22 protein-coding genes are annotated in these 26595 nt (G+C 40.2%); 7 read left to right on the top strand and 15 right to left on the bottom strand.

All coding sequences use genetic code 11. The features are described 5' to 3' along the window. Nucleotides 1-66: 66 nt before the first annotated feature. A complete protein-coding gene (locus tag MHI18_RS13395; RefSeq protein ID WP_340848036.1) occupies nt 67-249 on the top strand; it encodes a hypothetical protein in 183 nt (60 codons plus the stop codon). Here MHI18_RS13395 and gatB read toward each other — a convergent pair. From gatB to gatC, 3 genes are read right to left on the bottom strand one after another with little or no spacing between them, the layout of a single operon-like run. Beyond that, on the bottom strand, nt 246-1673 hold the full coding sequence (gene gatB / locus MHI18_RS13390) for an Asp-tRNA(Asn)/Glu-tRNA(Gln) amidotransferase subunit GatB (RefSeq protein WP_340848034.1): 1428 nt from the start codon (nt 1671-1673) through the stop codon (nt 246-248). The genes MHI18_RS13395 and gatB overlap by 4 nt on opposite strands. 12 nt (nt 1674-1685) lie before the next feature. After that, nucleotides 1686-3146, bottom strand: coding sequence for an Asp-tRNA(Asn)/Glu-tRNA(Gln) amidotransferase subunit GatA (gene gatA / locus MHI18_RS13385; protein WP_340848033.1), 1461 nt, complete (start codon nt 3144-3146; stop codon nt 1686-1688). A gap of 12 nt (nt 3147-3158) precedes the next feature. After that, a complete protein-coding gene (gatC, locus tag MHI18_RS13380) occupies nt 3159-3452 on the bottom strand; it encodes an Asp-tRNA(Asn)/Glu-tRNA(Gln) amidotransferase subunit GatC (RefSeq protein ID WP_340848031.1) in 294 nt (97 codons plus the stop codon). Nucleotides 3453-3869: 417 nt separating this feature from the next. On the opposite strand from gatC, the gene putP reads away from it, so the two are divergent. Next, the gene (gene putP / locus MHI18_RS13375; protein ID WP_340850291.1) at nt 3870-5345 is read left to right on the top strand and encodes a sodium/proline symporter PutP; all 1476 of its coding nucleotides are present in this window, start codon (nt 3870-3872) and stop codon (nt 5343-5345) included. Between the two features lie 57 nt (nt 5346-5402). Here putP and rlmN read toward each other — a convergent pair whose 3' ends face one another. Together rlmN and nagE are read right to left on the bottom strand one after the other, a co-directional pair. After that, entirely contained in the window at nt 5403-6467 is a 1065-nt protein-coding gene (rlmN, locus tag MHI18_RS13370) for a 23S rRNA (adenine(2503)-C(2))-methyltransferase RlmN (RefSeq protein WP_340848028.1), read from the bottom strand. Between the two features lie 221 nt (nt 6468-6688). Beyond that, on the bottom strand, nt 6689-8575 hold the full coding sequence (nagE, locus tag MHI18_RS13365) for an N-acetylglucosamine-specific PTS transporter subunit IIBC (protein WP_340848026.1): 1887 nt from the start codon (nt 8573-8575) through the stop codon (nt 6689-6691). 253 nt (nt 8576-8828) lie between these two features. On the opposite strand from nagE, the gene nagA reads away from it, so the two are divergent. From nagA to MHI18_RS13345, 4 genes are read left to right on the top strand one after another with little or no spacing between them, the layout of a single operon-like run. Next, a complete protein-coding gene (gene nagA / locus MHI18_RS13360; RefSeq protein WP_340848023.1) occupies nt 8829-10013 on the top strand; it encodes an N-acetylglucosamine-6-phosphate deacetylase in 1185 nt (394 codons plus the stop codon). Nucleotides 10014-10015: 2 nt separating this feature from the next. Continuing rightward, nucleotides 10016-10765: a glucosamine-6-phosphate deaminase gene (nagB, locus tag MHI18_RS13355; RefSeq protein WP_340848022.1), complete on the top strand. Its 750-nt coding sequence runs from the start codon at nt 10016-10018 to the stop codon at nt 10763-10765. Further along, nucleotides 10755-11477 carry a GntR family transcriptional regulator gene (locus MHI18_RS13350; protein WP_340848020.1) on the top strand — a complete coding sequence of 241 codons (723 nt, stop codon included), beginning with the start codon at nt 10755-10757 and terminating at the stop codon, nt 11475-11477. The genes nagB and MHI18_RS13350 overlap by 11 nt, the downstream gene beginning before the upstream one ends. Nucleotides 11478-11499: 22 nt before the next feature. Continuing rightward, nucleotides 11500-12237 carry an SIS domain-containing protein gene (locus MHI18_RS13345; protein WP_340850290.1) on the top strand — a complete coding sequence of 246 codons (738 nt, stop codon included), beginning with the start codon at nt 11500-11502 and terminating at the stop codon, nt 12235-12237. Nucleotides 12238-12358: 121 nt separating this feature from the next. On the opposite strand, the gene MHI18_RS13340 is transcribed toward MHI18_RS13345, so the two are convergent. From MHI18_RS13340 to MHI18_RS13310, 7 genes are all read right to left on the bottom strand, one after another. Further along, nucleotides 12359-13531, bottom strand: coding sequence for a CamS family sex pheromone protein (locus MHI18_RS13340; protein ID WP_340848017.1), 1173 nt, complete (start codon nt 13529-13531; stop codon nt 12359-12361). Between the two features lie 12 nt (nt 13532-13543). Continuing rightward, complete coding sequence (gene ligA, locus MHI18_RS13335) at nt 13544-15550, bottom strand: NAD-dependent DNA ligase LigA (protein WP_340848014.1); 2007 nt, start codon at nt 15548-15550, stop codon at nt 13544-13546. A 28-nt stretch (nt 15551-15578) separates the two neighbouring features. After that, the gene (gene pcrA, locus MHI18_RS13330; RefSeq protein WP_340848012.1) at nt 15579-17822 is read right to left on the bottom strand and encodes a DNA helicase PcrA; all 2244 of its coding nucleotides are present in this window, start codon (nt 17820-17822) and stop codon (nt 15579-15581) included. An 82-nt stretch (nt 17823-17904) separates the two neighbouring features. After that, nucleotides 17905-18588 (bottom strand): heptaprenylglyceryl phosphate synthase, encoded by a 684-nt coding sequence (locus MHI18_RS13325; RefSeq protein ID WP_340848011.1) that lies wholly within the window; start codon nt 18586-18588, stop codon nt 17905-17907. A 922-nt stretch (nt 18589-19510) separates the two neighbouring features. Beyond that, nucleotides 19511-19813 (bottom strand): YerC/YecD family TrpR-related protein, encoded by a 303-nt coding sequence (locus tag MHI18_RS13320; protein ID WP_040375236.1) that lies wholly within the window; start codon nt 19811-19813, stop codon nt 19511-19513. A gap of 19 nt (nt 19814-19832) precedes the next feature. Further along, nucleotides 19833-20861, bottom strand: a complete 1029-nt coding sequence (locus tag MHI18_RS13315; protein ID WP_340848009.1) for a DUF3048 domain-containing protein — start codon at nt 20859-20861, stop codon at nt 19833-19835. A gap of 40 nt (nt 20862-20901) precedes the next feature. Then, nucleotides 20902-22647: an adenine deaminase C-terminal domain-containing protein gene (locus MHI18_RS13310; protein WP_340848008.1), complete on the bottom strand. Its 1746-nt coding sequence runs from the start codon at nt 22645-22647 to the stop codon at nt 20902-20904. Nucleotides 22648-22813: 166 nt separating this feature from the next. Between MHI18_RS13310 and MHI18_RS13305 the strand changes: the two genes are divergently transcribed. Next, entirely contained in the window at nt 22814-23068 is a 255-nt protein-coding gene (locus tag MHI18_RS13305; protein WP_340848004.1) for a YgaP family membrane protein, read from the top strand. Nucleotides 23069-23111: 43 nt separating this feature from the next. Here MHI18_RS13305 and purD read toward each other — a convergent pair whose 3' ends face one another. The 3 genes from purD to purN all read right to left on the bottom strand — a co-directional run bounded on the left by purD (nt 23112) and on the right by purN (nt 26589). Next, nucleotides 23112-24383 carry a phosphoribosylamine--glycine ligase gene (purD, locus tag MHI18_RS13300; protein WP_340848002.1) on the bottom strand — a complete coding sequence of 424 codons (1272 nt, stop codon included), beginning with the start codon at nt 24381-24383 and terminating at the stop codon, nt 23112-23114. Between the two features lie 80 nt (nt 24384-24463). Next, on the bottom strand, nt 24464-25996 hold the full coding sequence (purH, locus tag MHI18_RS13295) for a bifunctional phosphoribosylaminoimidazolecarboxamide formyltransferase/IMP cyclohydrolase (protein ID WP_340848000.1): 1533 nt from the start codon (nt 25994-25996) through the stop codon (nt 24464-24466). Then, nucleotides 25993-26589, bottom strand: a complete 597-nt coding sequence (gene purN / locus MHI18_RS13290; protein WP_340847998.1) for a phosphoribosylglycinamide formyltransferase — start codon at nt 26587-26589, stop codon at nt 25993-25995. The genes purH and purN overlap by 4 nt, the downstream gene beginning before the upstream one ends. Between the last annotated feature and the right edge of the window lie 6 nt (nt 26590-26595).

Raw genomic sequence — 26595 nt, 5'->3', positions numbered from 1 at the left:
TTGCGATTGAAAGGGCTATCCTAGAACAAATTCAGCAGGACACAAGTGATTTAAAAAGCGGATACTATGTCAATATATAAAATAACAGTAAGCCTATTAAAAGTCATGATTGCCTCGGTAAGCAGGAAAACATCCATGAAATATGTTCAAATTCAAAAAGAGGTTCGGAATGAAACCATTCCGAACCTCTTTTGTCTACAAACTGGCTGTACCTTTAAAAAAGGTACAGCCAGTTTGTTCATTGTTTAGCGTTTATTTATTTCTTCAACAAGTAGCTTATTTACCATTTGTGGATTCGCCTGACCTTTTGTCGCTTTCATAATCTGGCCGACAAGGAAGCCAATTGCTTTTTGTTTCCCAGCCTTGAAATCTTCAATAGACTGTGGATTATTATCAAGTGCTTCACTTACTGCTTTCAATAAAGCACCTTCATCAGAAATTTGAACAAGACCTTTTTCTTTTACAATCGTTTCAGCATCGCCGCCATGTTCAGCTAATTCCTTAAATACTTTCTTAGCTATTTTAGAAGAAATGGTTCCATTTTCAATCAGCTTAATCATCCCAGCAAGTCCTTCTGCCGTAAGAGCAAGATCATGAAGCTCTTTTCCTTCAGCATTTAGATAAGCTGATAATTCACCCATAATCCAATTGGAAGCCTGTTTAGCATCTGCGCCGGCTGAAACAGCTGCTTCAAAGAAATCAGCCATTTCTTTTGACACAGTTAAAACAGCAGCATCATAAGCAGGAAGACCGAACTCTTCTACATAACGTTTCTTCCGAGCATCCGGCAGCTCTGGAATCTCAGCTTGAATTCTCGCTTTCCATTCTTCATCAATGTATATATCGAGTAAATCGGGTTCAGGGAAATAACGATAATCATCTGAACCTTCTTTAACGCGCATTAGAATGGTTTTCCCGGTTGCTTCATCAAATCTGCGTGTTTCTTGTTCAATAATTCCACCTGACTCAAGAATATCAGCCTGACGAATTTCTTCGTGTTCAAGACCTTTTCGAACAAAGTTGAAAGAGTTCAAGTTTTTGAGCTCCGTTTTCGTACCAAATTCCTTTTGTCCAGCAGGACGAAGAGAGATATTCGCATCACAACGTAATGATCCCTCTTCCATTTTACAATCAGACACTCCAGTATATTGAATGATTGATTTTACTTTTTCTAAATATGCGTAAGCTTCTTCAGGAGAAGTAATATCGGGTTCCGACACGATTTCAATCAGCGGTGTACCTTGACGATTATAATCACAAAGTGAGCCGGTGAAAGTATGTGATAGCTTTCCTGCGTCTTCTTCCATGTGAATCCGGGTAATACCTATTTTCTTTTTAACGCCATTCACTTCAATTTCTACCCAGCCATTCTCACCAATTGGTTTATCAAATTGAGAGATTTGATACGCTTTGGGATTATCCGGATAAAAATAGTTCTTCCGGTCAAATTTAGTCACTTCTGCCACTTCACAATTTAAAGCAAGCGAGGCTTTCATGGCGTAATCCACGACTTTTTTGTTCAATACAGGCAAAACACCTGGATATCCAAGGTCAATCACGCTGGTATTAGTATTAGGTTCTGCTCCAAAATGGTTTGGACTAGACGAGAAAATTTTCGAATCTGTTTTAAGCTCTACGTGTACCTCAAGGCCGATTACGGTTTCAAATGTCATGATATTCACCCCTTACAGTGTTGGAAATTGTTTATGATAAGCCGTTGCCTGTTCAAAGGCATGAGCTGTGCGGTATACCGTACTCTCATCAAAGTGTTTACCGATAATTTGCAAACCAAGCGGCAGACCTTCCTTAGAGAATCCGCATGGCACGGAGATTCCTGGAACTCCTGCAAGATTTACAGGTATGGTTAAGATATCATTGGCATACATCGTTAATGGATCGTCAATTTTTTCACCAATTTTAAATGCATGTGTAGGCGTTGTTGGTCCAATAATAACATCATACTTTTGGAAGACATCATCAAAGTCTTGCTTAATTAATGTACGAACTTTTTGCGCCTTTTTATAATAGGCATCATAGTAACCAGAACTTAATGAGAATGTTCCAAGCATAATCCGGCGTTTTACTTCGTCACCAAAGCCCTCCGCACGAGTCTGCTTGTACATTTCTAATAAATTAGCCGCATTATCTGTTCTGTAACCATATCGAACACCATCAAAGCGGGATAGGTTGGCAGAAGCTTCTGAAGATGACAACAGATAATACGCAGCAAGTGCATATTTTGAATGCGGCAATGATACTTCTTCCCACTCCGCTCCCAATTGTTCAAGTACTTTCAAAGCGTCATGAACTGAATTGCGTACCTCATCACTTACACCAGCACCTAAGTATTCCTTTGGAACCGCAATTTTCAAGCCTTTAACGTCTCCCGTTAACGCGCTTAAAAAATTGGGTACATTTACGTTCGCTGATGTAGAGTCCATTGGATCAACACCGGATATTGCTTGCAGTAAGTAAGCATTATCTTCAACTGTTCTGGTAACCGGGCCAATTTGGTCAAGAGAAGAAGCGAATGCAACTAGACCAAAACGTGATACACGGCCGTAAGTAGGTTTTAGGCCGACTACACCACAGTACGCGGCTGGCTGACGAATTGAACCGCCTGTATCAGAGCCTAGGGAAAAGGGAACTTCACCAGCTGCTACAGCTGCAGCAGAGCCGCCTGAAGAGCCGCCTGGAACATGATCAAGATTCCATGGATTACGTGTTGCTTGATAGGCAGAGTTTTCATTTGAAGAACCCATTGCAAATTCATCCATGTTTAATTTCCCAATAGTAATGGTTTCAGCTTGCTGAAGTTTTTGAACGACTGTTGCGTCATAAATCGGGTCAAAATTTTCAAGGATTTTACTTCCGCAGGTTGTACGAAGATTCTTTGTGACGATGTTGTCCTTCACACCGATTGGCATTCCGAATAAAACATTTCCGCTATTTTCTTCTGTAACCGATTCATCTAATTGCTTTGCTTTTTTGCGTGCATTTTCTTCATCTAATGTAAGAAACGCCTTAACCTTATCTTCCACTTCATTGATGCGTGTATAGGATTCATGAACAAGGTCCGTAACAGTGATTTCTTTGTTATGTAATTGTTTATGAAGCTCAGAAATGCTTTGTTCAAACAGAGACATTTATTTCCCTCCTTATTCTAAGATTGATGGTACGCGAATGTGACCATCTTCTGTGCTGTCTGGAGCGTTTTTCAAAACTTCCTCCACTGGCAGTCCTTTTTTCGAGACATCTTCTCTCATTACATTCTTCATGTCTAGTACATGAGATGTTGGTGCAACATTCTCTGTATCTAATTCATTCAATTGCTCAGCAAATGATATCATTTGATCTAGTTGCTTCTGGAATTTCACAGCTTCTTCCTCTGTAATGGCCAATCGTGCTAAATTCGCTACATGCTTAACCTCATCCATGGAAATACGTGACATAATCTTCACCTCCGAAATATATAAAAACCGGCATTTGGAGCCGCTTCTTGTTTGAAAATCATCTTGTAAATCATAACAAACTTTCACGCTCTAAAGCAACAAGTGTTATTATCAAAACTAGAATATTGACCTCTTGCCAAACTATATGTGTAAATAACGACATTAAATATAAAAATATTGTCTGGGAAATAATCATAAAAAGTCGGTTTTTGTCGTCAGAATATTTAAACTTATACTTTTGTCGAATAAGCTTTAGCGCTTGATACGAATGGCTTTACGCGTGTTTTTTTAAAATAACCCTCTTCCTTAAAAGTTGAATATACCTAGAAAGTCTGTTATTTTTTTAAACCATACCCCTTCATCTGCGTTTTCCACAAGATTTGATGATGGACAACACAAAGGAGAGTGACTGAACGAATGGAAACAGGCGTTATGATTTCTTTGGCTATTTATTTTATAGCCATGCTATTAATTGGCTTATATGCCTACAAAAAATCTTCAGAAGATATTTCTGGTTATATGTTAGGAGGCCGCGGATTAGGTCCAGCCGTTACCGCACTATCTGCTGGTGCAGCTGATATGAGCGGCTGGATGCTGATGGGACTTCCAGGAGCCATGTATTCAACCGGTTTATCAAGTGTTTGGCTGGCTATTGGATTAACGGTCGGAGCTTACTTCAACTACTTATTAGTAGGACCTAGACTTCGGAGTTATACAGAAATAGCAAATGATTCTATTACCATCCCCGATTATTTCGAGAATCGATTCATGGATCATACACGGATTCTACGTTTCGTATCTGCTATTATCATTATTATCTTCTTTACACTATACACCTCTGCTGGATTTGTTTCAGGCGGTACCCTTTTTGAAAGTTCATTCGATATGGATTACAAAATCGGATTATTTGTAACGGCAGGAGTCGTTATCGCGTATACCATATTTGGAGGCTTTCTTGCCGTCAGTTTAACTGATTTTGTCCAGGGTATTATTATGTTTCTTGCCCTGATACTAGTACCTGTCGTGACGTTTTTCGAGCTCGGCGGACCCGCTTCCGCAATGCAAGATGTGAGACAAATTGATCCTCATCTTATGGACATTTTCAGAGGCACCAGCATACTCGGTATTATTTCATTCCTCGCTTGGGGTCTTGGATATTTTGGGCAACCTCATATAATTGTTCGTTTTATGGCGATTTCTTCCGTGAAAGAACTAAAACCTGCACGCCGGATTGGTATGACTTGGATGATCGTGTCCGTTTTCGGGGCCCTTTTAACTGGGTTATCCGGACTCGTTTATGCTACAAGAAATAATATTCCCGTCGATGATCCTGAAACCATCTTTGTTATTCTTTCGAATGTACTCTTTCATCCACTCATTACAGGATTTCTATTAGCCGCTATTCTTGCTGCTATCATGAGTACCATTTCTTCACAGCTGCTTGTTACGTCAAGTGCGCTTACAGAAGATTTCTATAAAACGTTCTTGCGCAGAAATGCAACTGATAAAGAATTAGTTTTAATTGGGCGCCTTTCCGTCTTGTTAGTAGCGATTGTTGGCCTTTTATTAGCCCTAACACCTAATAAAACCATACTTGCCCTAGTTGGATATGCATGGGCCGGATTTGGATCTGCATTTGGTCCCGCTGTTCTATTAAGCTTATATTGGAGACGTATGACGAAATGGGGAGCCTTGGCTGGTATGGTAGTCGGAGCCGTTACTGTGTTAGTCTGGGTGAATATTCCTGGTTTAAGCGACTTCATGTATGAAATGATTCCTGGCTTTACGTTAAGTCTAATTGCCGTCATTGGAGTCAGCTTTATGACTAGTATTCCAAATAAAGAAGTTCAAGATACTTTCAATGAAATGGAAAAAGTAATTTCTAAACTATAATACACACAAAAACAGCCTTCCCTATCCGGGAAGGCTGTTTTCTTATGCAAAAGCTTCTTACGCTTTTGCTTTTTTTATTTGTTTACTTCTTAATTGGCCGCAAGCTGCATCAATGTCTGTTCCATTTTCATGACGGATTCCACAATTAATGCCTTTCTTTTTTAACGTCTCATAAAATTCTTCAATCGATTTTTGCTCACTTCGCTGATATTGAATATGCTCATCAACTGGATTATAAGGAATTAAATTCACATAGGATAAGTGTCGCTTATTCCTTAGTAATGCTGCAAGCTGCAACGCTTCTTCTTTATGATCATTGACTCCCTCAAGCATGATGTATTCAAAGGTAATTCGGCGATTGGTTTTTTCTAAATAGTAATCCACAGCATCCATCAACTTTTCCAATGGGAAAGCACGGTTGATTTTCATAATACTGGTTCTAAGTTCATTGTTTGGTGCATGCAATGAGATAGCCAAATTCACCTGCGTATTCATATCCGCAAATTCATAAATTTTATTTGAAAGCCCGCTTGTGGATACGGTAATATGTCTGGCACCAATAGCAAGTCCATTTTGATCATTAACCACGTTTAAGAAACTCACAAGGTTTACGAAGTTATCAAATGGTTCACCAATTCCCATTACGACGATATGACTAACTCGTTCATCCTTCTCAACCTTATCTAAATGATGTTGAACGTTCATAATCTGTTCAACAATCTCACCGCTGGTTAAATCACGGCTTTTAGCTAAAAGTCCACTAGCACAAAAACTACAGCCGATGTTACAGCCTACTTGAGTCGTCACACATACAGATAAACCGTATTTAAATCTCATTAAAACCGTTTCAATTAAATTTCCGTCCTTTAGCTTGAACAAAAACTTAATCGTTCCATCTGCTGATTCTTGCTTCGTATGCAATTCTAATGTTTGGATTGCGAAATGATCTTCTAACAATTGAATAATTTCTTTGCTGACGTTTTTCATTTGGGAAAACTCAGTTACCCGTTTCTTATATAACCAATCCCAAACCTGTGTAGCTCGGAATTTCTTATGTCCATGACTCATCAGCCATTCTGTTAGTTGATCATATGTTAATCCATAAATGGATTCTTTATTCATATCTAAACCTCTTTTCAAAAATTTAAGCTTCAGCTCTATTTTACCTTAATTTAGCCCCTAGTAGCAAATCAGTGAATTATAACAGATTATTATACCAGATGAATATCTAATTAAGCAATTATTCTATGTTTGATTTAGTTTTCCCTATAAACAGCATCTAAGTTATGCTGTCTAAAAAAAAGGAGAGCAATCAGATTTTTCGACTGATTACTCCCCGCTCTTTATTGAATCGACACAATACCGTCGTTTCCTTGTTCTATTTTCCCTTGTTTCTTAATTTCTAGTTTTGTAAGGTTTGTAAAGATAACCGGTGTTACCGTTGAAGCTGCATGATTCTTTATAAACTCTAAATCAAATTGCAGAAGATCTTGTCCTTTTAATACGTGATCCCCTTGTTTGACGAGCAGTGTAAAACCTTCTCCTTTGAGATTTACCGTCTCTAAACCTACATGGATTAGAATTTCATACCCTTGTTTAGACATAATTCCTACAGCATGTTTAGTTGGGAAAACATTAATAATTTCCCCATCGACAGGAGAAACAACCAGTCCTTTACTTGGAATGATACCAAACCCATCCCCCATCATCTTCTGTGAAAATACAGGATCAGGAATCTCATCAAGTGGAATAATTTCTCCCTCAATAGGCATTACAAAGTCTTGTTTAGTCAACGGAAGTAATCCTGTATGTTCGGGTGCAGCAGGCTCCTCTTCCGTAACCGTTCTGATTGATTCTGTATCCAATCTCTTCATTGCGTCAGCAACAAACTCCACTTCTGTTCCTACAATTATCTGCAAATTGGTCTTATTTAACTTCATAATTCCTTTTGCACCATGTGCCTTCAGTGAAGCATCACTTACTAAGCTCATATCATTTACATTTAGTCGAAGCCTTGTTGCACAATTATCGATAGAAGAAATATTTTCTTTCCCTCCGATATCTTGAATAAACTGAGAAGCCATTTTTTCATGTTTGTTAACGTCCGTTTCGATAACAGTTTCTTCTTCTTCTTCTAGTTCACCGTCATCTTCTCTACCCGGTGTTTTCAAATTAAACGCTTTGATTAAAAAGTAGAAAATGACGAAATATATAATCGCATAAATAACACCAATCAATATTAAAAGTAATGGTTTTTGTGCGATATTATAATTGATTCCAAAGTCAATGAATCCTGCGGAGAAAGTAAATCCACTCTTAATGCCCAACAATGTGGTTACCCATAGGGAAAGTCCGGTTAAGATTGCATGGACCCCATAAAGCAGTGGTGCAACAAACATAAATGAAAATTCTATAGGTTCTGTTATGCCGGTAAGAAACGATGTTAACGCTAAACCGATAAACATTCCAGACACTTTTTTTCTATTCTCCGGTTTAGCTGTGGCAATAATCGCCATACATGCTGCTGGAAGCCCGAACATCATAATTGGGAAGAAACCAGTCATGTATGTCCCAGCCGTTGGATCACCTGCAAAGAATCGAGCAATATCTCCCGTTTTACCCGCAAACTCACCAAATTGGAACCAGAATAAGCTATTTAACACATGGTGCAGCCCTAATGGTATTAATAATCTATTTAACAGTCCAAAGATACCTGATCCAATAGCTCCCAGATCAATAATCCAGTTACCAACTCCAGTTATCGCATCCTGGATAGGCGGCCATGCAAAACCTGCAATTCCCGCCAAGATGACCATAGCAAGTGAAGTCACTATCGGAACAAAGCGTCTCCCGCTGAAAAAGCCCAGCCATTCTGGCAGCTTGATGCCGTGGAATCGATTATACAAAAGACCGGCAATTATCCCAGCGATAATTCCGCCAAGAACACCCATATCGATACCTTTATCTAACGATTTAGCACCTTCTGTCAAAACTAAATAGCCAATGGCGCCTGATAAACCAGCAGCTCCATGACTATCTTTTGCAAAACCGATCGCAACACCGATCGCAAAAATTAACGCTAAATTAGCAAATATGGCATTTCCTGCATTAGCCATAAACGGTATATTGAAGAGATCTTCTTGTCCTAACCGCAATAACAATCCCGCAGCTGGTAAAACGGCAATCGGAAGCATTAATGCTTTTCCGATTCTCTGTAAAAAACCTAACATGTTGTTTTCATCCCCATCTCTATGATGTATAAGTTCTTGTGGTTTGATAGCGCATAATAATGGGCATCATATCATTATTCTCATCCCTATGTCTAGACCAGCTGTCCTTGTCATTATACTACCCGATATTAAATTAATTTTCTCCATATAGAGAGGAAATTAATACTAATCACAACAGATACCTGAATTGGTATAGACAACTATATTACTAAGATGTTAAAGTATGGGGGAAACATGAAAGGAAGTTTTATTAATGAGTAAACAAGTATTACTTAAAGGAATCGATATATACAGTGAGGGCCAGCTCATACAGAACGGCTACATAAAAATAATAGATGAAAAAATAGCAGAAGTTGATTTACTAACTAATTTAGAAAATGAAGAAGAGTTTACTATTATCAACGTTCCTTCAACCTACAAGGCGGTTCCTGGATTTATTGATGTTCATATTCATGGCGTGAATGGCGCGGATGTAATGGATGCTACAAAAGAGGCCTTAGATACCATGTCTTCCACCCTTCCAAAAGAAGGAACTACAAGCTTCTTAGCGACAACGATGACACAGGATACCAAAGAAATTGAAAAGGCACTAGCGAATGTCGGAGAGTATCTTCAGGGAAAACAGGAGACTGGAAAAGCAGAAATTGTGGGAGTGCATTTGGAAGGACCCTTTGTAAATCCTGATAAAGCTGGAGCGCAGCCGCTCAAGCACATCATTGATCCAGACTTACCATTATTAAAAAAATGGGAACTCTTGACTAACAACATGATTAAGCTGGTCACTTTAGCACCAGAACGACCAGGTGGATTAGAAATGGTGAACTACCTTTCCACTCACGGAATCGTAGCTTCTATTGGACATTCTGACGCTACCTTCGAAGAAGTGAATAAAGCCATAGAGTCTGGGGCTAATCATGTTACACATCTATACAACCAGATGAGCGGCCTCCATCACCGTGAACCAGGGGTTGTTGGCAGTGTGTTTTTACGTGATGAACTAAAAGCAGAAATCATTGTAGATGGAGTCCATGTTCGTCCAGAAATGGTAGATCTCGCTTATAAAATTAAAAGAAAAGACGGGCTTTTATTGATCACCGATTCCATGCGCGCAAAGTGTTTGAAAAATGGTGAATATGATTTGGGCGGACAAGATGTCATTGTTAAAGATGGAAAAGCCGTTCTGGCTGATGGAACCCTTGCAGGCAGTATTTTAAAACTAGGAACTGCACTGCAAAATATTATTACCTATACAGGATGTACCCTTGCAGATGCCATTGAAATGGCGTCGGTTAATCCTGCAAAACAATTAAATATTTTTGATCGAAAAGGAAGTCTGGCAATTGGAAAGGATGCGGATATCGTTATCCTTGATGATAATCTTGATGTATATATGACATTTTGCCGGGGAGAACTTGCATTCACTAAAGGGGGACAATAAAGATGAAAATCATCGAAGTAACAAATTATCAAGAAATGAGTAAAGCAGCTGCGGATTATATCATTAGTAAGGTTCGGCAGTCTCCAAACCTAATTCTAGGTCTCGCAACTGGAGGTACGCCCGTCGGCACCTATAAATATCTTGTAGAAGACCACAAAAAAAATAAAACTTCCTATAAGGATGTTACAACATTTAATTTAGATGAATACGTCGGTCTAGCCAAAGAGAATCCACAGAGTTACCATTCTTATATGAACGAACACTTCTTTAATCATATTGATATCAACCCTGCTAATACACATGTCCCAAATGGAAAAATCGAGTCAATAAAGGACGAACCTGCGGCATATGAAGAGTTAATTAAGGAAGCGGGCGGAATTGATCTCCAAGTACTTGGAATCGGCCAAAATGGTCATATTGGTTTTAACGAGCCTGGTACGCCCTTCTCTTCAAATTCTCATATTATTGAATTGGCTCCATCAACCATTGAAGCCAATGCCCGTTACTTTGAGTCTCCAGAAGAAGTACCGACAAAAGCAAATACAATGGGCATCAACACCATTATGAAGAGTAAAGAGATTTTGCTGCTTGTATCAGGTGAAAACAAACGACAAGCGTTGTCTCAACTTTTAGAGGGAAAGATTTCGGAGGATTTTCCTGCGTCTGCGCTGCTTAACCACCCTAATGTGGTCATCATCGCTGATGAAGCTGCACGTTCAGGAAGGACCGGTATCGAGAAGCATGATCAATAAGAATTCACCTATCCCCATTTATTATCAGCTCGCCGAACATATTAAGCAGTTGATTGAAAAAGGTGACTTATCTCCAGGTGATTCGCTTCCTGCTGAACGCGAATACGCAGAACAATATCAAATCAGCAGAATGACGGTTAGACAGGCATTCACACAACTTGTGAATGCCGGTTATTTATCTCGCCGACAAGGAAAAGGGACCTTTGTTGCTGAACGAAAACTTGAACAGCCCTTGCAAGGTTTAACCAGCTTTACGGAAGATATGAAAGCTCGCGGGCTAGAGCCTGGTAATGAATTTATTCACTTTCAAATCATACCTGCTACTAGTCAGATTTCTCAACACCTCAGCATTCAAGAGGATGAACCCGTTTATGAAATTAAACGAATTCGTCTGGCAGATAATGTCCCGATGGCCTTAGAAACGAATTACATTTCAGCCAATTTGATCAGCGGTCTAACGGAGACCATTGTTAATCAATCCTTATACGGATATATTGAAGAAAAACTTGGTTATCATATCGAAGAGGCCACACAGATTATTGAATCAACCCTTGCCAGCCCAATAGAGGCAAAATACTTAAACATTAAAACAGGTGCTCCCATCATGTCCATCTTGAGAAATACCTTCTTAGAAGATGGAACGCCATTTGAATTTGTTATATCTGCTTACCGTGCTGATCGATATACGTTTAAGATCCACATGAAACGTTGAAATGGAAGGGTGGAAGATTACGATAATCAGTCAATATTTCCAAAGTATCACGTCGTTATTGGCAGTATGTGAACATGATGAAAAAGACAATCTATCTAAAGCCGCAGAAAAAATAGCAGAAAGTATTCAGCAGCATGGAATTATTCATTTGTTTGGATGCGGTCATTCTCATATGTTTGGCGAAGAGCTTTTTTATCGTGCAGGCGGACTAGCCCCTATCAGTCCTATTCTAGAAGAAGATTTTATGCTCCACAAAGGAGCTGTACGCTCCTCGGAACTAGAGCGAACACATGGGATTGCTGAACAATTCATGGAAACCCATACTATTCTGCCCGAAGATGTGATGATTGTTGTATCCACTTCGGGCAGAAACCCTGTTCCAATTGAAGTCGCACAAATGGCTAAGAAAAAAGGCGCTTATGTCATCGTAATCACTTCGCCTAGCTATGCTAAAACCCAATCTTCAAGGCATCCATCCGGTCTTTTCTTATATCAAACTGCTGATCTATCGATTGATAATCATATTGAAACAGGCGATGCACTTATGAAAATAGAAGCCCTGAACATTCAATTTGGCAGTGGTTCAACCATTATTGGAATGGCTCTTCTTAATGGGATTATGGTCAAAGCCATAGAAATCATGGTGAATAACCACTTTACCCCTCCCATTTTCAAAAGCGGGAATGTAGATGGTGCTGAGGAACATAACAGAAAGCTGATTGATCAATACAAAGATAGAATCCCTATGCTAGAAGCGTAAAGTTAGGCTGCCGAGAACCCTCGCAGCCTTTTTAATTTGGGTATCCCCCACAACAGTACCGCGCCACATGCTTGCTCCATATAATAAAGAAAGCCCAGCTGCATAAGCTGGGCATAGTTCATTATTTATAAATGTGGACAAACGGTTCATCTTCGCCAGCTTTTTTTACCACCAACGCTTCTGGTCCATTCACGGATGTAACAGATACCTGTACGGAAACGTAATCAGGGAAATGTTCCATCACAAGGCCCGTTAAGTATTGAGTAAATCCAATTGCCTCAGAGTTACCGTAAAATTGAATGGGTATTTCTATATTGAGATCTTGCAGCTGATCGTCCACATAAAAGGCACGTCCGACAACTCCATTAAAGTTCGGGAAATATTCCTCGACATCTTGCTTAAATTTCTTAAACATCGTAACATCATCACGGTGTTCTTTCTCAGCATCTGTTGAAGGAAGTACATAATATTTCTCATCAACATTCTCCCATTTACCGATGCTGTTTCCGTCTTTACTTACATGGGTAAAGCTCATAAAGCTGCCCGGAATAACTGATGATTTTTCTACCTGCTTAAATAGTGCAATGGTAATCGGCACGTCTTTCAATTCATCTGTCTTCCGAAGTCTTTTAAGAACTTCTGCAGCAATCTTTTTCCCCTCTGATTCTATCTTCTGGTCTGAAATAGACGTATCGTAGGTTGCTCCATATTCTTCTTTTTGATAATAATGAACGGAGTTAAGCGCAAGGCCGATTACAACTCCACCAAGACTAACTTGATTATCTTTATTCTTAATTAGATAATCATGTTCTAGAATATGTGCCAGATAGATTGGGTTTTTTTCATTACGAGTCTTGATATCACCCTTTTCTGTATCAATCGGGTTCAATCCAAGATTGTCGCTTGACTTCAATTTCTTTTCTGTTAATTGCTCGTTTGTATATTTACGTTCTAGCCACTTACTGATGGTACTGCTGTCTAATACTTGGCCCTCTTTAAAATAGTACTTATCTTGATTAAAGTCCTTTTGCGAAATACGCATTAATCCTGTTTCAAACTCTTCAATGTCATAACGCGTATTTAGATTTGATACAACTAAACCGCGAGCCTGTGAAGCTTCAAAAGGTAAAAGCATCTTATAATAATCGTCGGATATTTGATACTTAGGAATAATCGCTTTTTCTGTTTTTTCAGCTTTATCTTGAACAATTTCTTCTTCCCCATCATCGAATTGAGGTGCACATCCTGCAAGAAGTAGTGCAACACCTAACCCCACAAAAAAGCTTTTTTTCATGCCTACACCCTCTTAACTCTTTAATTCTGTAATAAGTCTATCTTCATCCCACACGTCAATTCCCAAGCTTTCCGCTTTCGTAAGCTTTGAACCTGCATCTTCACCTGCAATTAATAAATCCGTTTTCTTACTAACACTGCCAGCCACTTTAGCCCCAAGTGCTTCGAGCTTTTCTTTTGCTTCTTCGCGCCCCATTTGATGGAGTTTCCCGGTCAATACTACCGTCTTGCCGGCAAACACCGAATCAATGGTTTCAATGGCTGCAAGCTTTGGCCCTGTGTATGAAAAATTGACTCCAGCTTTTTTTAGTTCAGACAAGAGGAGTTGTACTTCCTCATTTTCAAAGTAGGCAACAACCGCATTCGCCATTTTTTCACCGATTTCATTAATAGCCGTTAAGTCTTCTAATTGTGCTTGACTTAAGACTTCCATTGTTTCAAAATACTGTGCTAACGTTTTCGCTGCTTTTGAACCTACATGTCGAATACCTAGACCAAACAATAACCGCTCCAGTGAATTTGACTTAGAAGACTCAATCGCTTTCAGCAAGTTCGTAGCTGACTTTTCGCCCATCCGTTCCATTCCAATCAGCTGCTCATACGTCACCTTATAGAGATCGGCAACGTCATGAATTAAGTGCTCACTGAATAATTGACTGATTACTTTCTCACCTAAACCATCAATATTCATGGCGTTACGAGAGACAAAATGGATTAATCCTTCACGTATTTGTGCGGGACACTGAGGATTAAGACAGCGCAAAGCCACTTCCCCTTCAAGCCGCACAAGCTCACTATTACATTCTGGACATTCTGTCGGCATGGCGAAGTCAATCTCCTCGCCTGTACGACGGTCAGCTAAAACATTGACTACCTCCGGAATAATATCGCCCGCTTTTTTAATAACGACCTGATCACCAATTTTGATATCTTTTTCACGAATCAAGTCTTCATTATGAAGGGTTGCCCGCTGAACAGTTGAACCAGCTACTCGGACAGGATCCAAGATAGCAGTCGGGGTGATAACACCTGTCCTCCCTACATTCAATTCAATACTGCGAAGAGTGGTAATCACTTCTTCAGCCGGAAATTTATAAGCAATAGACCATCTTGGGCTTTTTGCAGTTCTCCCCATCTCTTCCTGTTGCTGTAGTGAATCAACCTTAATAACAATTCCATCAATATCATAGGCAAGATTAGGACGTCTTTCAACCCATCCCTCAATATAAGTTAGAACTTCTTCTATGGTTGAACATTTTTTTCGTTCTTGATTGGTTTTAAAACCTAAGCGATCTAGTAAATCCAGACCTTCACTATGTGATTCCACGCCTGTTTCGCCCAAATCAGCAATTGCATACAGGAAAACATCAAGATTCCGCTTCGCTGCAAGTTTTGAATCGAGCTGTCGAAGCGAACCAGCTGCCGCATTACGCGGATTAGCAAACGGTTCTTCTCCTTGATCATCTTTGGCTTTGTTTAGTGCTTCAAATGAACGCTTCGGCATAAAGGCTTCACCACGAACCTCAATAGAAACCGGTTCTTTGAGCTTTAATGGAATCGATTTTATCGTACGAAGATTCTCGGTGATATCCTCACCAACACTGCCGTCACCTCGAGTTGCTCCTCTGGTGAAATAGCCTGCTTCATACTGCAGAGTGACAGCAAGCCCATCAATTTTCAGTTCACATACATATGAATACTTGTCCCCAACTGCTTGGCGAACCTTCCGATCAAAATCGCGCAGGTCATCCTCATTAAATGCATTGCCAAGACTAAGCATCGGTGAACGATGTTCCACTTTTTCAAACATGTCAAGAATTGTACCGCCCACACGCTGTGTAGGTGAATCTGGGGTTTTTAATTCAGGAAAAGCTTCCTCATACTCAATCAGTTCTCTCAGCAGCCGATCGTATTCAGCATCCGGTACCGAGGGCTTATCTTGCACATAATACTCATAACTGTATTGGTTTAAGAGATTTTGTAAATCAGCAACCAGCTTTTCAGCCTCTTTCAGATCCATTTATTCATCCCTTTCTGATTTATTATTATTAGGCTTTATCGATTGGAGCAAACTTAGCAAGTAACCGTTTTATGCCTGTCGGGCTTGGGAATGCAATATCCAGCTCTTTGCCTTCGCCTTCACCTTTCACGCTGACGACAGTTCCCGTACCCCATTTTTTATGTGCAGCTTTATCTCCGACTTTCCAGCCGATTTCGTCGCCCCCTGTTGAGGAAGGAGCAGTCACTGCTTTCCCAAAGGATGGTGTCCTTCTTGACCCGCCCGATTGAATAGGTCTTGTTGACAAACCTGTCCCAAAACTTTTCTCTACTTTTTTCGGTTTAGGCGGCTGTAAGTCTTCCAGAAGTTCTTCAGGAATTTCTTTAATAAATCTAGAAACTGGATTCATATTTGTCCGGCCGTATAACGTCCGCATTTGCGCATTCGAAATAAACAGCTCTTTTTCGGCACGGGTAATCCCTACATAGGCCAGCCGTCTTTCTTCTTCCATCTCATCGTCATCCATCAGCGAACGGCTGTGAGGGAATACGCCCTCTTCTAGTCCTAGTAAAAAGACTACCGGGTATTCAAGCCCCTTTGCTGAGTGAAGCGTCATTAAGGTAACTGAATCCTGAGCTTCTTCTGTATCGTCAAGTTGATCAATATCTGCCACTAAGGCAAGATCGGTTAAAAACCCAACAAGCGTTTTATCATCATTTTGTGCTTCAAATGATTTAGTTACTGATAAAAACTCATCAATATTTTCTAGTCTTGTCTGAGATTCAATTGTTTTTTCGATTTTCAACATATCACGATAACCCGTTTTCTCAATAACCTCTTCAACAAGCTCAGTTACTGATAAGTATTCCAGCATATTCGTATAGTTATGAATGAGGTCTCGGAATCCTCTAGCTTCCTTAGCCGCCTTGCCGCTCAAGCCAATCATCTCAATATCCTGCAAAGCTTGATACATGGACAAGTCACTCATGGCCGCATAATCCGCCACTTTATCTAATGAAGTTGAGCCAATTCCACGCTTAGGAACATTAATGACACGACGCAGACTGATATCATCATCAGGATTGGCAATCAGCCTTAAATAGGCCAAGATATCCTTAATTTCTTTACGATCATAGAACTTAATTCCGCCCACGATGCTGTATTGAATATTCGATTTGAGCAGAACTTCCTCCATAACCCGTGATTGGGCATTCGTTCGGTAAAGAATGGCGATATCCGCATATTTATGTTCGCCGTCACGTACAAGTTCGTTAATCTTTCCAGCTACGAATTGAGCTTCACCCTGTTCACTATCTGCACGGAAATAAGACAGCTTACTGCCTTCCATATTTTCGGTCCAAAGGTTCTTCGGCTTACGATTCTGATTCTTACCGATGACGTTATTTGCAGCATCAAGAATCCGTTTTGTGGATCGATAGTTTTGTTCTAAGAAAATCATCGTTGCATTCGGATAATCTTTTTCAAAGGACAAAATATTCGCAATGTCTGCTCCCCGCCAACGATAAATCGACTGATCAGAGTCACCCACTACACATAGATTACGGAATCTAGATGCCATTAATTTTACAAGCATATACTGAGCTCTGTTCGTATCCTGATATTCGTCAACATGGATATATTGAAACTTACGTTGATAAAATTCAAGGACTTCCGGTACACGCTGAAAGAGCTGGATTGTCTTCATAATTAAATCATCAAAGTCCAGCGCTTGATTTTTCCGAAGCCTCTTTTGGTATTCAGTATAGACATCGGCAGCAACCTTTGTGAAAAAATCAGAAGCCGTTTTTGCATACTCCTCAGGCGTAACCAATTCATTTTTCGCCGAACTGATCGTACCAAGTAACGCTCGATAATCATATTTTTTTGTATCCAAATTTTTATCTTTTAGAATTTGTTTAATCACCGACTGCTGATCAGATGTATCCAAAATCGAGAAATTACGATTGTACCCAATCCGATCAATATCACGTCTTAAGATACGGACGCACATGGAGTGGAACGTTGAAATCCAAATATCATCAGAAGCCCCGCCTAGAATAGCACGAACTCTCTCTCTCATTTCTCTTGCCGCTTTATTTGTAAAGGTAATGGCCAAGATATTCCACGGAGCCACTTCTTTTTCAACCATTAGAAAAGCAATACGATGGGTAAGAACCCGTGTCTTTCCGGATCCTGCACCAGCCATAATTAATAGCGGGCCATCAGTAGCTTTTACTGCTGCTTGCTGCTGATCATTTAATCCTCTAAGTAATTTCTCTGCTAAATATTGCATTCTATATCCCACCTCAATCGAACATTTGTTCTTCGTTATACTATACCCTGTTCTGCTGATTTTTGCCAACACGCAGGAACATCTATTTTACTGCACGAACCGTTGTAAGTGCGATGGCAAGATCTTCATATATAATATTTCCAACGACTACTACATCAGCAAAAGCCGCCATTTCAGCCGCCTTCTCAGGTGAATTAATACCGCCTCCATAAAAAAGGACAGTTTCCTCCAAGTTCTGACTAGCTGTCTTCACTGTATCTACATCTCCATAGGTGCCGCTATACTCTAAATAGAATATTGGCAGATGAAACATTTTTTCGGCCATCATGGCATAGGCACCAACATCCTCAGCATCTAGATTCGTATCCGCGGACGTCAATATTGCAGCCTTACAATCCTTATTCATGATGCAATACCCCTCCACGAACATCTCATCCCAATCTACCAATTCACCATATTCCTTCACAGCCTGTTGATGAAACTTCATCATCCAGTTAGGATTAGTGCTATTTAAAACGCTTGGAATAAAATACAAATCAAAACCAGGCGTAACAATCTCAAGTGATGAAACCTCTAACACACAAGGAACCGTATAACGGCGGACCCTCGCCATCAAATCAAGAACATTTTCCAACGTAACTCCATCACTGCCCCCAACAAGAATAGCATCGGTACCGGATTCGCAGATTTTCTCTAACGACTCATCCGTAATCTCTTTATTTGGATCGAGTTTGAAAGCATGCTTCCACTCGCGAAAATCATACATCATACATCCTCCTATCTATTTCCCATTACACCATTATAGCATTAAGAAATTTCATAAAAAAAGATATAACACGAAAAACGTAAGTACCCCGTTTAGACCGCGAAGGAAATAGGGAGTGGAACCTAAAGGCGTCCTTTGCCTTTTGGGGACTCTCCTCTTTTCCACAGCGGTCTGGGGTGCTGGAGTTAGACAAACGAAAAACGTAAGTACCCCGTTTAGACCCCGAAGGAAATAGGGAGAGGAACCTTGTTAAGACACGCTGACTCTTTTGGTTTATTTGAAAATGTGTCGCTTTGTTTGGAGTGAAGGACTTCTTTGGGAGTCCTCTAAGATGGTAAGATTTCTTCCTTTTACCCCTTTTTGACAAGACACGCTTACTCTTAGTTTTAGGGGGGTATTTTCTCTATTTTCTTACCTTCTCAGCAGTTATTCCCGTCTGGATATGCATTAATCCCGTCTGAAGGCAGCTTATTCCCGTCTCGACTCCATTTTCGAGTGATTAATACCTGGTGGGGTATCGGGATGTTTGGTTTATTTGAAAATGTGTCACTTTGCTTGGGGTGGAGCAATTCTTTTGGGAGTCCTCTGAGATGGTAAAATCTTTTCCTATTACCCCTTTTTAACAAGACACGCTTACTCTTAGTTTTAGGGGGGGTATTTCCTCTATTTTCTTACCTTCTCAGCAGTTATTCCCGTCTGGGCAGGTGTTATTCCCGTCCCGACTAAGGTTATTCCCGTCTGGATATGCATTAATCCCGTCTGAAGGCGGCTTATTCCCGTCTCGACACCATTTTCGAGTGATTAATACCTGGCGGGGTATCTAGATGTTTGGTTTGTTTGTAAGTGTGTCGCTTTTCGGGGATTATCTTCCATACTCAAAAATAAAAAGGCAGGATTTGAGCTTCCCGCCTTTGGTCGTGGTTTATTCTTTTACTTCTTCTTTAATTCGATCAAGGGCCATGGAGTAGGCATCGTTTCCATAGTTTAGGCAGCGTTTTACGCGTGAAATCGTTGCGGTGCTTGCACCTGTTTCTGTTTCTATCTTATGATAGGTTTTGCCCTCTTTGAGCATTCTTGCTACTTCAAGTCGCTGAGCCAGAGATTGTATTTCATTTACTGTGCATAAATCGTCAAAAAAGCGATAACATTCTTCCATATCGTTTAGGGATAGAATGGCCGTGAATAATTGGTCTAAGTCTTTTCCTTTTAATTTATCAATTTGCATAATTTAACTCCTTTTTTAATTACTCTTTGGCATTCAACGTAACGGTTGCTTCGAGACCAGGGTCAGCAGGAACGACGTTAACCCATGTCTTTCCGGTGATAAGTCCTGCTTCTGTCCCATCAATCATCGGAACTATTCTTCCATTTTTATTTACCCATTGAATTTTATTTACTTTGCCTTTTTGAAGCAGATACCCATTGCCGCCGGCAGTAAGATCAATATTGCGGCGTCCTTCATTGTCAATTACCTTATGTGGCGCCTCAATAATGAGAAGATTATCTAGAAGGATTGGAGTTTGAACCTTTGCCTCAACGGTCTGCTCACCAGCAGAAAAACGTTTATACTTTTCTGCTTCCTCATCATACTCGTAACTAGTATTATCAGAGCTGTTACCGTAAGAAACGCGTACAGATAAAACCTCGTCACCAGCTAGTCTCTCGGCCTTTTCTTCACTTAAGAAAGAAAATGGTTCGGGTGCTCCAGTCAGGTCAAATGAATTTTGTTCAGCCCCTTTTTCGATATTCGCAAAAGTGATGTACGAATTATGGGGTGCTTTCCGATCCTGCGAACGAGTAAATAATGTTCCATCATACTTCAAGCCATTCAGTGCTTCAATATAATTATTAGCAAGCATCGTCTTTGCATCAGGACTATTGCCATGGCAAACATAAATACAATCCAATCCTTTAGCGAGTTCAATATAATAGTCCCTTGCACTGCGAATCGGACCGACTTCTTCAGGCCAAGTACTTTGATACACTGCTAAAAAACGAGTAATGTTGGCTTCAGCCAATAGTTCGTAAACGATATCCGCATCAGCTAGTCCCGTTTGAGGTCTTGCTTTCGGATGATTGTTAATCGTGACTGCGATGGCTCTTCTATCGATATCCTCATTGGTGCTAATCCCTGTTAACGGGTATTTTTGTTCACTATTAGTCGTAGTTTTTGGTTTTTCGGAAGGCTGTTTGGAATCTTCTTCTTTTTGGGTGCAGCCAGTAATTAATAATAAAGAGGCTAATAAAATAAAGAACGTCTTTACCTTCATCATTCACACTCCCTGCTGTTGAAAATTCCCTCTCTTTTACATTTTAACGCATTATCGAGGGAAAGAGTACAGTTTTATTCATTACATCATAGATTCCAAGCTGAGTCACCCGAATATAGGGAAGGTGAGTAGCTGAGAAAAATAATAACGTAAAGATCGGATCACTGAACCGATATCCTTTTTGCTCTAACAATGATTTTAATTCTAGTTCTTCCATAATAAGTGACTCTAGTGACTTAGTAGACATTAATCCGTTTAGTCCTAACTCCATTTCATAAACAATTTTACCATTTTCAGCAAGGACAATACCGCCGCCTATTTCCTTCATACGGTTAAAAGCCAGAAACATATCCTTTTTACTTTTACCAATCATGACAATATCCCCTGTATTGGAAAAAGAGCTGCAAAATCCATTCAATTTATCTGCAAATCCTTTAATAATAGTATTAATCCGCCATTTCCCACTACGGTCAATCATGACAAAAAAGCATTGATCGTCCTTATATGACAACTCATCGAAAGAAATGTCTGTCACAACTGAATATGGCTTAAGAATAACATCATTCACCATTTCTATTCCAAAAGGCATTGAAAATTCAAAATCCCTTGCCGCATCAATGTCCCATTCAAGCTGTAAGGGTTCTAACTGAAAGTCTTTCCAGTTTATAGTTGCTTTACTGGGCAGACACTCACCTTCCCGTTTCACCCATTGCCCCTTTGCTAAAACAGAAACAGGAGTAGGATTTTTTTCATTTGATAAGAAATTAATATTTGCCACTCTACCCGTAGCAATATTACCGTGCAAATACTCCATATTATAATACCGGGCAATGTTAATAGTCGCCATGTTATAAGCATCAATGACTGGTACACCACTATCAATGGCTATCTTAATTAATTGATCTGTAAACCCTTCTTCATGGAAGGAAGGAGGGGAACCATCCGTCGTATAGAAAAACTTATCAAACTGATTAACACCAAGTGCTTGAATTTCCTTTAAAAGTCTAGGTAAATCTGGACGAATGGACGAATGGCGCAGCGCAACCGTATACCCCTGCATCAAACGGTTCATGACTTCCTCGCCTGACATAGCTTCATGATCACAATCCGCACCAAACAACATCATCTTTGCTAATGTTTTTTCTGAAGCTCCCGGAAAATGACCCTCAATCTTCTTTTTCATCCGTTTTGTTTCTTGAATCCAATGAAGCATCATATCATCGCCGTCTAAAAGCCGCGGCCATCCTGTTAGTTCGCCTCCCTGCAAGACTGCGTCATGCTCTAGCCACGCCTTTACCTCTCCGTGAGTAAAAATCAATTCTTCATCCAAGAGTTCTGTTTGTCCGTCAAAACGACACCACCAATACATGGTGGCTGGAATCGTCCGAAGTTCTTTCAATAAAGAAAACGCTTTCTTTTTATCCAATTGCAAAAACAACATCAGGTTATCATTTATAAGAGTTGTCGTTCCATATTTAGATGTATATTGAGAAAACGTAAGGGGATTATATAACTGAAACGGATGAGTATGGGGCTCAATATAGCCAGGTACTAAAAAGCGTCCTTCACAATCAATAACTTCACACCCCTCTACATCATCAGGATACTTGTCGCCAACATAGACAATTCGATCATCATAAATCCAGATGTTTGCTTTTGTCCATTTTCTTAAATATTGGTTGAGGTAGACTGCGTTCTGGAGTAAAATCGTTGGCGCTTTACTTCCGTCTAGTACTTCAACATGCTCACGTAAATCTTTATTTTTCCATCTATATCGCTGTTCTAACATAACGAATCCTCCAGTTGATACTATTTTTCCAAGCATTTTTATTGATAATAAAATACTAATAATCGAATTATAGTATGATTATTCTGATTTTCTTTATAATACCATATTCTCCCACGCAACACATTAACGTTTTACAAAAATAATATTAAACAAAGGAGACAACAACATGAAACTTACACCTAATATCAGTATTATGAATGCCTTACTTCGGATCACATGTGGATTCACCTGTTTAACATGGGCTGGAGCTAAATTAGCGAAAAAACCGTGGAATAATTCATACTTAATCGTAGCCATGCTATCAGGAATGAAAATTGGTGAAGGAATTCTTAGGTATTGTCCGGTTACTGACATGGTAGAAGAAGGCCTAGAAAAGAAGATGGATTCAGAAGAAAGTGAATTCCTCCCTAATCGCTATTAATAAAGTAAACACCCCCCATCCGATTGGAAGGGGGGTGAATTTATCAAGAAAAGTCGAATTGGATAGCATGATGGCCGATATCTTTACGCCAGAATAGGCCGTCATTATGCAACTTCTCCAGTTCTCGGTAAACTTTGGTCTGTGCCGATAACAAATCTTCACCTTTTCCAGTAACAAGTAACACACGACCACCGTCAGTCACGTATTCACCAGTTTCATCTTTCTTTGTACCAGCATGATAAACATGAACATCCTCACTAATGTCATGAAGACCAAAAATTTTACAGCCTTTTTCATATTCACTTGGGTATCCTTTAGCAGCCACAACTACTCCTAAAACGGGTTGTTGATCCCAGATAAGTTTATAATCCTCTTGTCTAAGCACTGCAAGCATTGCTTCTGCTAAATCGTTTTGAAGACGCGGTAAGACTACCTGCGTCTCAGGATCTCCAAATCTCGCATTAAACTCAATAACCTTTGTCCCTTTTTTGGTTACAATTAATCCAGCATATAACACGCCTGTAAAGAATCTGCCTTCTTCAATAAGTGCTTCTGCAACAGGCTTAACAACCTGTTCAATTGCCTTGGATACGATAACATCTGGAATTTGCGGGACAGGAGAATAGGCTCCCATTCCTCCAGTATTCGGTCCTTTATCACCATCATAGGCACGCTTATGATCCTGAGCGATTGCCAGTGGATAAACTCGATCACCATTCACAAACGACATCAAACTGAATTCCTCACCATCAAGAAATTCTTCAATGACCACTTTTCGAGATGCATCTCCGAACTTAGCATTCAAAAGCATGTCCTGCAAAGCTTCAATGGCGTCCTCCATTGTTTTAGCAACGACTACCCCTTTACCCGCAGCCAATCCATCTGCTTTAATAACAATTGGTATTCCGACTTCCTCCACGTAAGATTTCGCTTTTTCAAAATCCGTAAATGTCTCATAAGCTGCCGTGGCAATATCGTACTTTTTCATTAAATCCTTGGCAAATGTTTTACTTCCTTCGATTTCAGCCGCACGTGCACTCGGTCCGAAAACGGTTAATCCTTCATTAGTGAATTCATCAGCAAGTCCATTAATCAATGGAGTTTCAGCTCCAATTACGGTAAGCGCTACATCGTTTTCCTTGGCGAACCTAATTAACGCATCGTGATTATTTTCATCAATCGCTGTGAGCTCGGCTACGTCCTCCATCCCCGCATTTCCTGGGGCAACGAACACCTTTGACACGCTCTTACTTTCATGAAACTTTCTCGCTAAGGCATGTTCTCGCCCGCCGCGTCCAATCACTAAAACTTTCATAGGACCACCCCGTTTTCAGTTAATCATGCCAGTAAGTCTCTTATACCCTTTTTAGCACAAATCCGAACAATTTTTTTCAATTAATGTTTGAAATGTCGGACGGCAGTGAACACCATGGTTATTCCGTATTCATCTGCTTTTTTAATGGAATCCTCATCCTTCACTGAACCTCCTGGTTGGATGATCGCAGTGATTCCTGCTTTTGCTGCAGCTTCAACCGTATCGTCCATAGGGAAAAAGGCATCTGATGCTAATGCCGCACCCTTTGCTTTTTCTGCCGCTTGAGTAAGAGCGATAGTGGCTGCGCCCACACGATTCATCTGTCCAGCGCCAACACCATATGTCATACCTTCTCCACAAACAACAATTGCGTTTGACTTAACATGCTTAACAACCTTCCAGCCAAGCTTTAAATCTTCCCATTCTTGTTCGGTAGGCTGACGCTTGGTAGGCACAGTGATTGTTGCCTCTTCAAACCCATATGTATCACGGTCTTGGACAAGAAGTCCTCCCTGAATCGAGGTGAATTTCCGTTCGTCTTTCACTCCACTGTCAAAAGAGACAGTTAACAGACGGATGTTCTTTTTAACACTTAGGATTTCAAATGCTTCTTGTGTAAAGCTTGGTGCAATAATGATTTCAAGGAAAATGTCCTTTAACATACTAGCTGTCTCAAGATCCACTTCTCTATTCAGTGCAATAATGCCGCCAAAAATCGATGTAGAATCTGCATCAAAGGCTTTTTTAAAGGCGGCAGCAATCGTATCTCCAGTTCCAACACCGCATGGATTCATATGTTTAACTGCAACTGCAGCCGGTTCATTGAACTCTTTAACAATTTGCAGGGCTGCGTCAGCGTCATTAATATTATTATAAGAAAGCTCTTTTCCATGTAATTGTTCGGCATAAGCAATTGAAAAAGCAGAACCAAGTGGTTTTTTATAAAATGAGGCTTGTTGATGCGGATTTTCTCCGTAACGTAGTGTTTGTTTTAAATCAAACGTCATCGTTAAACTTTCTGGGTTTTCCTCACCAGCAAGCTCGGTCATATACTCAGAAATGACTGCATCATAGCCAGCCGTATGACGGAAAACCTTCGCAGCAAATTGGCGTTTCTTCGCTGGAGACACCTGTCCATTTTCATTAAGTTCTGCTAAAACATAAGGATAATCAGCTGGATCAACCACGACTGTAACATGCTCATGGTTCTTTGCCGCTGAGCGCAGCATTGTCGGCCCGCCAATGTCAATATTCTCAATTGCGTCCTCAGGTGTAACGTCAGGTTTAGCAATCGTTTGTTGGAATGGATATAAATTAACACAAACAAGCTCAATTGGCTGAATTTGATGTTCTTCTAGTTGAGCTAGATGAGCTGAATCGTTTGGTCTTGCTAAAAGTCCGCCATGTACATTTGGATGCAGGGTTTTGACACGACCATCTAGAATTTCAGGAAAACCGGTAACATCACTGATGCCGATGACTTCAAGACCATGTTCAAGCAACGTCTTTTTAGTTCCCCCTGTTGAAATAACTTCAAATCCTGCTTCAATTAATCCTTTTGCAAATTCTACAATTCCTGTTTTATCTGAAACACTAATTAGTGCACGTTTCATTTTGAACCCTCCAAGTGTAAGTTTATACAGTCGTGCAGCAATTGCTGTACGACGGCAGGATATACTTGATGCTCTGCCAGTTGTATGCGTTTCTGTATACTTTCCCTCGTATCTCCAGTTTCAATCTCAACAGCTCGTTGTGCAATGATTGGACCAGTATCCAATCCCTCATCGACATAATGGATTGTCAGACCCGTTACCTTAACGCCAGCTTTAACAGCCTGATCAACTGCATCTTTCCCTGGAAAGGCCGGAAGAAGTGATGGATGGATGTTTATGATTCCTCGCGGATATGCTTGTAATAAAGTCGGGCCTATCAATCTCATATACCCAGCAAGAAGGATAAAATCAATATTCTCTCTATTTAACTGTTCTAATAAGGCTTGTTCATAGGATATTTTAGATGAATAACATTTGGGTGAAACACATAGGAAAGGAATACGTTCAGCCGAAGCCCTTTTCAACACGTACGCTTCTGGTTGATCACAAATAAGCAGACTGATCTTCGCATCAAGTTTACCCATTTTCTCTGCTTCGACCAGCGCCTGAAAATTGCTCCCGTTCCCAGAAGCAAATACTGCAATCTTTTTCATGACTGC

Origin of the sequence: Peribacillus sp. FSL H8-0477, assembly GCF_038002765.1 — a bacterium.
Taxonomy (GTDB): Bacteria; Bacillota; Bacilli; order Bacillales; family DSM-1321; genus Peribacillus.
This window is presented reverse-complemented; position numbering and strand designations above follow the sequence as displayed.